The following is an 8,778-nucleotide window of genomic DNA, read 5'->3' on the forward strand; positions in this document are numbered from 1 at the left end:
CGCTACCCTATAACAGGCAAGGGACGGCCGGCGCCCCGGACCAGGAGGAGTGAGACGCGATGCGATACCCCAAGGACCACAAGGTCCACGCGAAGGCGGCGATCCTGCGGGAGGCGTCCGGCACGCTGAAGGAGAAGGGCTTCCACGCCGTGGGGGTCGACGCGCTGGCCGCCGCCGCCCACGTCACCTCAGGCGCGCTCTACTCCAACTTCGCCGGCAAGGAAGGGCTGCTCGAAGAGGTCGTCGCCCACGAGGTGGGCCTGCAGTTCGCCGGCATAGCCGACCCCGACCCCGCCGAGCGGCGCCGCCGGCTCGTCGACGTCCTGCGCCTCTACCTCAGCGACGATCACCGCACCGACGTCGCCACCGGCTGCGTGATGCCGTCGCTGAGCGCCGACGTCGCACGGGCGGGGGACTCCGTCCGCGAGACCTATCGCAGTCGCATGGTCGACCTCGTCGAGAACCTGGCCCCGGCGATGCCGGGCACGCCGGAGGAGCAGACCCGGCACGCCTGGGCCCTGATCGCCTCCATCGTCGGCGCGGTCACGATAGCCCGCGCCCTCCCCCCGGGTGACGACGCCCACACCGCCCTGGAGGCCACCCTCGACACCCTCCTGCGGTCCCTCACCGACGACCGCTGAACCCGCCGCCGGTCACGTCCTGCCCGTCCGGCCCGTCCTGCTCGTCCAGTGCGGCGAGTGCGTCGCGGAGCGCCGCACGGGAGGAGATGCCGAGCTTCGGGAAGATCTGGTAGAGGTGCGCGCCGATGGTCCGGTGGGAGAGGTAGAGCCGCTCGGCTATCTGCTTGTTGCTCAGGCCGGATGCGGCCAGCTCTGCGATCTGCCGTTCCTGCGGGGAGAGCACCGAGCGCTCCGCCGTACCGGTCCGCGGGGCGGTCCAGCCCGAGGCCCGCAGCTCCTTGGCCGCGCGTTCCCTCCAGGGCCCCGCCCCGAGCAGGGCGAAGGCGTCGTGGGCCTGGCTCAGTTGCCCCCGGCAGTCCGCGTTCGCCCGGGCCCGCCGCAGCCGTTCGCCGTAGGCGAGTCGCACCCGGGCGAGGTCGAACGGCCAGCGCTCGACGCCCGGCACCGCCAGGGCCTCGGCGAACAGGCGCACCGCCTCCTCGTCGCTCTCGGCGCACAGGGCGGCCGAGCCGCCCGCGAGAAGGGCGAGCCGGGGTGAGAGCTCCGCCATGCCGATGTCCGCCATGGCGCGCACATGCGCGGCCGCCTCGGCACGGCGGTCGGTACGCACCGCCGCTTCGACGAGGTCCATCGCCACCCACAGCGCGTGCGGTACATGGGAGGCGAAGACACCCGGGGGGCTGACGGCCGCGGCCTGCTGGTAGGCGGCCTCGAAGTCACCGCGGACGATGCCGGCGAGCGTGCGCACGTGCCGGGCGTAGTGCAGTGCCGTCCCGACGCCCCGCGGGGTGGCGAAAGCGCTGATCCGGTCGGCGAGACGACCGGCCGGGCCGTCGTCACCGCGCGCGGCCGCGACGACGGCCCGGCAGTACCAGAAGTACCAGGTGAAGAAGCGGTATCCCGAGTCCTCGCACAAGCGCAGCCCCTCGGTGGCCAGTTCGTCGCACTCGTCCCACCTGCCGCTCAGGTAGTCGCCCAGGCACAGGTGCATCAGCGCCCCGATGGTCCTCCGCGGGGGCCCGCCGTCCCGCCCCTGGAGGACGACTCGCCAGGAGGGCTCGCGCAGGTCCGCCAGCCGGTCGGCATAGAGCGACGCGGTCCCGATCCGCACGATCCGCCCGGGGTCGCTCTCCTGCGGGAGGCTGTCCAGGAGGGGCTCCAGCTGCTCCAGTGCGGCGACTCCCGTGCGCGCCGGGTCGGAGAAGGTCCGGCCGGCCACGGCCAGCAGGGGCGGCGGCTCCGGGCGCAACCGGGCGAGCGCGGCGTAGAAGGGCGGCCAGAGTTCGGCGCGGCCGCTGTAGAAGCTCAACAGCAGGAGCAGGTGGATCGCGTCGACGAGGGCCGCGTCCCTGGCGTCGTAGCGGTGGGCGCCGGACTCGATCGCGCCGACGAGCACGCGGTGGGCGGTGTCGATGTCCCCGCCGCCGTTGATGGTCAGGTAGACGGCAGCGGCGGCGGAGTGCAGGGAGTCCGTCAGATCCGGATCCGCCCGGCGCGCGTGGGCCAGCAGGTCCGACACGCCGAGCAGGTCCCCGGTGGCGTCGGCTCCGATGTACGCGGCTTCGCTGAGCCTGCGGGCCCGGTCCTCGCCGCGGGGGCTGAGGTCCGCGCTGCGGACGAGGGCCGCCACGGCGCCGCGGGCGTTGCCCCGGGCGGAGATGAGGCGAGCGGAGCGTTCGAGCAGGACGGCCACGTCCTCGTCCGGTTCGACGGTCGCCTCGCCGAGGTGCCAGGCCCTGCGCTCCGGGTGGTCCAGCAGCACCTGGGCGAGGACCCGGTGGGCGGCACGGCGCTGGGCGGTGGTGCACGCCTCCATCACCGCCGAGCGGATCAGGGGGTGCCGGAAGACGAGCCGTCTGGTGCCCTCGTCGAAGCGCACCAGCCTGTCCTCCTCGGCGGGGGTGAGGGCTTCGATACCGGCGGGGCACCCGGCCTCCCGCGCCGATGCCTGCAGGACACCGAGGTCGCCGGTCCCGTCGAGCGTCGCGACCAGCAGCAGGCGCCGTGCGGCGTCGGGAAGTGCCGAGACCCGGGAGACGAACAGCGCCTGCAGCCGCCGGCTGAGGGGCAGCAGGGGCGGAAGGCTCTCCGTGGCCGCGAGCTGCTGCCCGCTGAGCGCCGTCGGCAGCTCGATCAGCGCCAGGGGGTTGCCCTCCGCCACGACCAGCAACCGCTCCCGTACCTGGTCGGCGAGGCTGGGGAAGCGGGCGTCGAGCAGTTCCCCCGACGCTGTCCGGTCCAGGGGCGGGACTTCGTACTCGGGGAGCCCGAGGCGGTGGAACAGCGTGGGGCTCCCCGACCGCATGGCTCCCAGGAAGCCGACCGGACTGCCCTCCAGCCGGCGTGCGACGAAACCGAGAACGGCCGCGCTGGCCTGGTCGAGCCACGGCAGGTCGTCGATGACGAGGAGCAGCCGACTCTCGGCGGCCACCCGCCGCAGCAGCAGCAAGGTCGCGCTGGAGACGACGAGGCGGTCCGGTGGCGGCCCGCTGTCGAGGCCGAGCGCCGTCCGCAGCGCCCCGCCGTGCACGTCGTCGAGCCGGCCGAAGAATTCAGTGAGAGGGAAAAGGAGCTGGTGGAGTCCGGAGTAGCTCACATCGGCTTCGAATTCGACTCCGGCGGCCCGCACCACGCGCGTCCCCTTTGCGGACACCGTTTCCGCCGCGGCGTCGAGCAGAGCGGTTTTCCCCACGCCGGGCTGTCCCGACAGCAGGAGCGCACCACTGCGGTGGGTGGTGGCCAGGAAGCCGCAGATGTCCTTGACCTGCCGCTCACGGCCCACCAGGGAAGGGGAGAAATTCTCCTCCGGAAAACCTTCCACCGTCACACTCCAGTCAGCCACCACGACCGTGCACGAAATCCACTGAAGCCCGGCTCCGCTCCCGGAGGGGAATACGAATGTGCGTAGGGTACCGCCGGCCCGCAGGACGGCAAAAAACTTTCACTGGGTGAAAGTGGCGATGCCGGGTACGCCTTGTGCACAGCACCGGGCGGGGCGCGGAACGTGGCAGGATACGGAAAAGACGACGGGCACGGCACGGGCACGCCGGGTGCCGGCCGGCTGCACGGCCGGACCCGCGGACGAGGGAGCCGAGGGTGGACGCATTGGGGATGGACGGGGCCGCGCAGGCCGGGGGCGGGCCCGCGGCCGAGGCTTCCGGGCCGGCCGGGACGGATGCGGGGGCGCCCGAGGAGGACGGGGCGGCCGGGCAGCAGGGCGCGTCCGGGCATCGCGGCGGGCGCGGTCGGCGCCGGCGGGCCCCGCGGGAGCGGGGCGGCGGGCGCCCGCAGCGCCCGTTGTGGAAGGAGTTGCCGGTCCTCGTCGTCGTCGCCCTGGTGCTCGCGCTGATCGTGAAGACGTTCCTGCTGCAGGCGTTCTCGATCCCCTCGGAGTCGATGCAGAACACCTTGCAGCCGGGCGACCGTGTCCTGGTGGACAAGCTGACCCCGTGGTTCGGGTCGAAGCCGGAGCGCGGCGACGTCGTCGTCTTCCACGACCCCGCCGACTGGCTGGGCGACGAGGAAGCCCCGCACCCCAACGTCATCCAGAAGGCCCTCGGATTCATCGGCCTCATGCCGGCCGCGGGCGAGCGCGACCTGATCAAGCGGGTCATCGGCGTCGCCGGCGACACGGTGGAGTGCCAGGGGACGGGCCCGGTCAAGGTCAACGGCAGGCCGCTGGACGAGCCGTACCTGATGCCCGGCAACACCCCGTGCACCGAGGACGGCCAGGGCGGCCAGTTCAAGGTCACCGTGCCCAAGGGAACGATCTGGGTGATGGGGGACCACCGCCAGAACTCCCTGGACTCCCGCTACCACCAGCAGGACACCACGCACGGCTTCGTCCCCGTCGGCAACGTCGTCGGCCGCGCCGTCGTCGTCGCCTGGCCCCTCGACCGGTGGTCCACCCTGCCCGTCCCCCACACCTTCAGCCAGCCGGGCATCTCGGCGGCGGCCGCGACTGCCCCGACCGCGGTGGGCGTGGCGGGGGCGGTCCCCCTGGTGCTGTGGCGACGCAGGCGCAAGCTCTGACGGGACGAGCGGATGCCGGCCGTCCGGCGTGCCGGGGGCGGGCCGCCGACGGGAACCGGCACTGAGCGGGACGGCTGCGGGACGACCAGGGCCTTTATGGGCTGACACCCCAGGTGATGCGGTAGTCGCACTCGCCCGAGCAGGTCAGCACGCTGGTCGCGTCGTCGTTGACGTAGGAGTAGGCGAAGGGCTCGGCCTTCTTGAAGACGGCGGCGGAGTCGATCGGCCAGGAGGAGGGGACGCAGGCCGAGCGGGCGGCGTAGGCGCCGGTGCAGCACGTCTGGTCGGTGCCGAAGGCCAGGCAGGCGCTGAGGCAGGCCACGACCTTGCCGCCGCGCACCCGTTGCAGCTTGGTGGGGCAGGACGCGTTGGCGTCGTGGGTGCAGCCGGCCGCCGAACAGCCCCTGGAATCGATTTTGTCGGTGGACGAGCCGCCGGAACTGTTGATCCACATGGGCAGGTTGTTGCCCTCCACGAGGCTCACGTCGTAGAAGTCCATGCCGTTCCAGGCGTTGAGATTGAACTCGGCCAGCGTCGAGGGGAACTCGCCCCAGGTGCTGCCGCACTGGAAATGGCCGCAGTCGCCGCTGGTGCAGTGGCCGTTGCCCGCGGCGTCGAAGGAGCAGCCGTTCCGGGCCCACACCCGTACGTCCCAGTGGTCCGGGATCGCGAACGACAGGCTGGCACCGGGCTTCAGCACCCAACCGGTGGCGGCCACCGGGTGGTTGGGGTCGGCTGCGATGGCCGGCCAGATGGTCTGGTCGAGCCGGTTGACCAGGGTCATGGTCCGCTTCCCCTTCCCCGCGGGCGCGGGGGCCTTGCCGGAAGCGGGGGCGGGCTGGTGCGGGCGGGCGCCGGCCGTGGCCTTGGGGGAGGCGGTTGCCGCGTGCGAGGGCGTCGACGTACGGGCCGGCGTCGGGCTCGCCGCGGCGGTGCTCGTGGCGTCCGCCGGCGGCGTGGCCGCCGGTGGGGCGGCAGAGGGCCGCGGCCCGGCGGCGTCCGCCGCCGTGGTGCCGCCGTTGCCCTGCAGGCCGGCCACCAGCACCCCGGTGACCACGGCGAGGCACGCGAAGAGGACGACCCCGAGGACGGGTATCCCGCCGCGCCCCCAAAGCCCGCGCGGCGACCTTCGCCGTCCCCTGCTCCGGCGCGCACTCCCGCGCCGTCCCGTCACCGGCTCCCGCCCACGGCCCCGCGCCTCACGACGATGCATCCCACCACTCCCGGACGTCGCTCCCTCCCACCACTCGGGGTACCGCTCCGCGACGGCCCGAGCCGGTGAGGGCTTCCCTTCGGAGACGGTCCCCGGCGCCGCCGGATAACGGTTTCGTCGGCGGCGAGGCCGAACGGGGCCGTGTGCGGCGTCGTCGCGCAGCGCTGGCACCAGCACCGGCACGTCCCCCAGGACCAGCCGTCACCGGACCGCAGCCGCCACGACAGCCGGGCCCGTCGACAGTCCGGCCGGCATGGGGTATCGCTCTCCGCGGCCAGGCGGGTGCTGTCCTGACTCGCCGAGGTTCATGCGGCGCCCACGACGGTGCGCCATCGTGCAGCAGGCAGTCGGCGTCCGCCCCTTCCAGGCGGAGGAAGGAAGCCGAGCCACCTCCTCCGGCGGTGAGCCGCGCTCCGGAGTGGCAGGGTATTTTTCTCCGAACGGTGAATCCCGACGCCATGAGGAACAGCGTGATATCCGTTGCATCACCGCTTGACACCGCGTTCTTCTCCCTGCTGAGCGGCAGTCATCAACGACTGTGCGGGAGGCCTCTGACATCCGGGTTGCCGGATGACGCGGAGGCCGCCGACTGGCTGTACCGGGACGCGCCGTACGCGGTCCTCGCCCAGGACGCCGCCGAGGATCCGGCCTTCGTCTACGCCAACACCACGGCGCAACGGCTGTTCGCGTACACGTGGCAGCAGTTCGTCGGTCTCCCCTCCCGCCTGTCCGCCCCGGTCGCCGACCGGGAGTCGCGGGACCGTCTCATGGCGGGTGTCAGAAGCAAGGGCTACGCCGAGGGCTACCGCGGGCTGCGGGAGTCCGGCACCGGCAAGCGGTTCTGGATCGAGGACGTCACCATCTGGAACCTTGCCGACGCGGACGGCGAAGTGCACGGGCAGGCCGCGCTCATCCGCTCCTGGTCCGACGGCTGAGGACGTCCGGCCGCGGGGCCCGCCCTCCCGTCGGCCGTGAACGGCGGGGGCGAAGCGGCTGCCAGGCGAACGAAGCAGGTTCATGCCCCTGGGAACGCCGGACTTCGACACGGCATCGGGCTCCGGCGTCTCCACCATCCTCTGCCCCTTGCCCCGGACCACCGCGTGGACGTCGCCCTCGTCGGAACTGGGCAGTCCCGCTTCGGTTGCGGCCCCCACTAGGCGGGATCGCTGATCCCCCGGTGCGGCGCGAGCAGATCGGCGAGTTGCATCCGCTCCAGGAACCAGGCCCGCTTCTCGTCGGCCAGCTTGCTGACTTCCTCCGAACCGTCGTTCACCGGGTCGACGTGCACCCTGAAGGGCCGCCGGCCGTGCGGCATGCCGACGACCTCGACCACGGCCGCCGCCACCTGCGCCACATCGGCATCCTCGGGTGACAGGGCCGCGAGCCTGGCACCCACGTGCTCGGCCAGCCGGGGATAACGCGCGTCGTATGCGGCGAGCCGGTCCTGCTCCGCGGGGCGGGCGGCTTTCGCGAACAGGTCGGTGCCCCGGGCGAACGGACCGGGGACGACGATGGACGTGTCGATGTCGAAGCGGGCCAACTCGGCGGCATAGGAGACCGCCAGGGCGTCCATGGCCGCCTTCGCCGCGAAGTAGGGAGCGAGGTAGGGCGGAGTGCCGCCCTTGGTGCTGGACGACCCGATCCACACGAGCAGGCCGTGCTCCCGGGCCCGCATGTGCGGGAGCACCGCGCGGTTCACCCGCTGCGGCCCGAGGACGTTCGTGTCCAGGACCGCGGCTATCTCCTCGGGGGTGCAGGCTTCGGCGGGTCCCACCATCAGACGTCCCGCGTTGTGGACGACCACGTCCACAGCACCCTGTTCACCGATGACCGTGCCGATCGCCGCCGCCACGGACTCCTCCGAACTCACGTCGAGTTCGACCGGGCGCAGGTGCACCCCGTGTGCGCGTGCGTAGGCCTCGGCCTGCTCCGCCGCCCCGGCGTTGCGCCCCCGGGTTTCCCGCATGCCGCTGTAGACGACATGTCCGGCGCGCGCCAGCGCCTGGGCGGTGAGCAGCCCGAAGCCCGACCCCGCACCCGTGACGACGACCGTCTTGTTCATGTCCGATCCTTTCGGGGGATTGCGCGGGCCGCGCCCGTGCGGCCCTCCCCCACCCTGCCCGCCCGTCCCCCGACGCGGTGGCCTCGCCCCGGCGCCAGGTCCGAACATCCACGAGATGTGTCCGTCCTTGCCGTCGCCGTGAGCAGCACCACGGCTCCGGCCGCGCGACGGAGGGCGGCCGCGACATGCCGATAGCAGAAGCAGGATCGGGAGGACAACGATGCACAGCCGCTGCACGCCGTAGCGACGTCGGTGTTCCGCGACAGACCTCCAGGAACCGGTGCTGGAATAGACGCCATGGCAGCGAACGCACCCCGCGACGACAGCACCGATCTGATCATCGTCGGCGGCGGTCCGGCCGGCTGCGCCGCCGCGCTGATGGCTGCGAGCGTCGGCATGCGCTCGGTCCTGATCGAGGCGGACGCTCTCTGCGCCAAGCTCCAGCACATCGCGGCGGTCACCAACGTGGTCGGCGGCCACGCCAGTGGACCCGAACTCGCCGCCGCGATCGCCAAGGACGTCACCCGTGCCAGCCTCTGCAGTGTCGAACTCGGCGTACGCGCCACCGAGATCAACGCCTCCGACGACCACGTCACCGTCACCCTCGACAGCGGTCCCCGGCTGACCGCACCCTATGCGGTGGTGGCCACCGGCGTAGGCCCGCTCGCTGTGGAAGACGCCTCCTGGCTGACCGCTGCCGATGGGGTGGCTCTGCCCACCCTGTGGGGCGCGAAGGCCCCCGAGACCGGGCCCGGCTGTCTCCTCATCCTGGGCGCCGACCGCCCGCTGGGCACCTTCCTGCGGGCCCATCCCGCACTCGAAACGACGGT

The 8,778-nt window shown here is 72.7% G+C and carries 7 protein-coding genes; 4 read left to right on the forward strand and 3 right to left on the reverse strand.

Translation table 11 applies throughout. The features are described from left to right. Window positions 1-59 precede the first annotated feature (59 nt). Window positions 60-641 carry a TetR/AcrR family transcriptional regulator gene (locus BLR33_RS16320; protein WP_093785168.1) on the forward strand — a complete coding sequence of 194 codons (582 nt, stop codon included), beginning with the start codon at window positions 60-62 and terminating at the stop codon, window positions 639-641. On the opposite strand, the gene BLR33_RS16325 is transcribed toward BLR33_RS16320, so the two are convergent. Continuing rightward, window positions 625-3,462: an ATP-binding protein gene (locus BLR33_RS16325; protein WP_245771440.1), complete on the reverse strand. Its 2,838-nt coding sequence runs from the start codon at window positions 3,460-3,462 to the stop codon at window positions 625-627. The genes BLR33_RS16320 and BLR33_RS16325 overlap by 17 nt on opposite strands. A 290-nt stretch (window positions 3,463-3,752) precedes the next feature. Here BLR33_RS16325 and lepB point away from each other — a divergent pair, with 290 nt between their 5' ends. Further along, window positions 3,753-4,673, forward strand: a complete 921-nt coding sequence (gene lepB, locus BLR33_RS16330) for a signal peptidase I (protein WP_093785170.1) — start codon at window positions 3,753-3,755, stop codon at window positions 4,671-4,673. Between the two features lie 94 nt (window positions 4,674-4,767). Here the strand turns inward: lepB and BLR33_RS16335 are convergent, their stop codons facing one another. Then, window positions 4,768-5,730, reverse strand: coding sequence for a thaumatin family protein (locus BLR33_RS16335; protein WP_093785171.1), 963 nt, complete (start codon window positions 5,728-5,730; stop codon window positions 4,768-4,770). 614 nt (window positions 5,731-6,344) lie between these two features. On the opposite strand from BLR33_RS16335, the gene BLR33_RS16340 reads away from it, so the two are divergent. Continuing rightward, the gene (locus BLR33_RS16340) at window positions 6,345-6,821 is read left to right on the forward strand and encodes an MEKHLA domain-containing protein (RefSeq protein WP_218136659.1); all 477 of its coding nucleotides are present in this window, start codon (window positions 6,345-6,347) and stop codon (window positions 6,819-6,821) included. Window positions 6,822-7,039: 218 nt separating this feature from the next. Here BLR33_RS16340 and BLR33_RS16345 read toward each other — a convergent pair whose 3' ends face one another. Then, window positions 7,040-7,948 carry an SDR family NAD(P)-dependent oxidoreductase gene (locus tag BLR33_RS16345; RefSeq protein ID WP_093785172.1) on the reverse strand — a complete coding sequence of 303 codons (909 nt, stop codon included), beginning with the start codon at window positions 7,946-7,948 and terminating at the stop codon, window positions 7,040-7,042. Between the two features lie 297 nt (window positions 7,949-8,245). Between BLR33_RS16345 and BLR33_RS16350 the strand changes: the two genes are divergently transcribed. Beyond that, window positions 8,246-8,778: FAD-dependent oxidoreductase (locus tag BLR33_RS16350; RefSeq protein WP_176930283.1), on the forward strand; the 533-nt coding region annotated here is incomplete at its 3' end.

This window comes from Actinacidiphila guanduensis (genome assembly GCF_900103985.1).
Classification (GTDB): Bacteria; Actinomycetota; Actinomycetes; order Streptomycetales; family Streptomycetaceae; genus Actinacidiphila; species Actinacidiphila guanduensis.

Bases quoted from the DNA above. Each gene is read 5' to 3' on its own strand.
- lepB (WP_093785170.1), top strand. From the start codon at position 3,753: ATGGACGGGGCCGCGCAGGCCGGGGGCGGGCCCGCGGCCGAGGCTTCC.
- BLR33_RS16320 (WP_093785168.1), top strand. From the start codon at position 60: ATGCGATACCCCAAGGACCACAAGGTCCACGCGAAGGCGGCGATCCTG.
- BLR33_RS16340 (WP_218136659.1), top strand. From the start codon at position 6,345: ATGAGGAACAGCGTGATATCCGTTGCATCACCGCTTGACACCGCGTTC.
- BLR33_RS16345 (WP_093785172.1), bottom strand. From the start codon at position 7,948: ATGAACAAGACGGTCGTCGTCACGGGTGCGGGGTCGGGCTTCGGGCTG.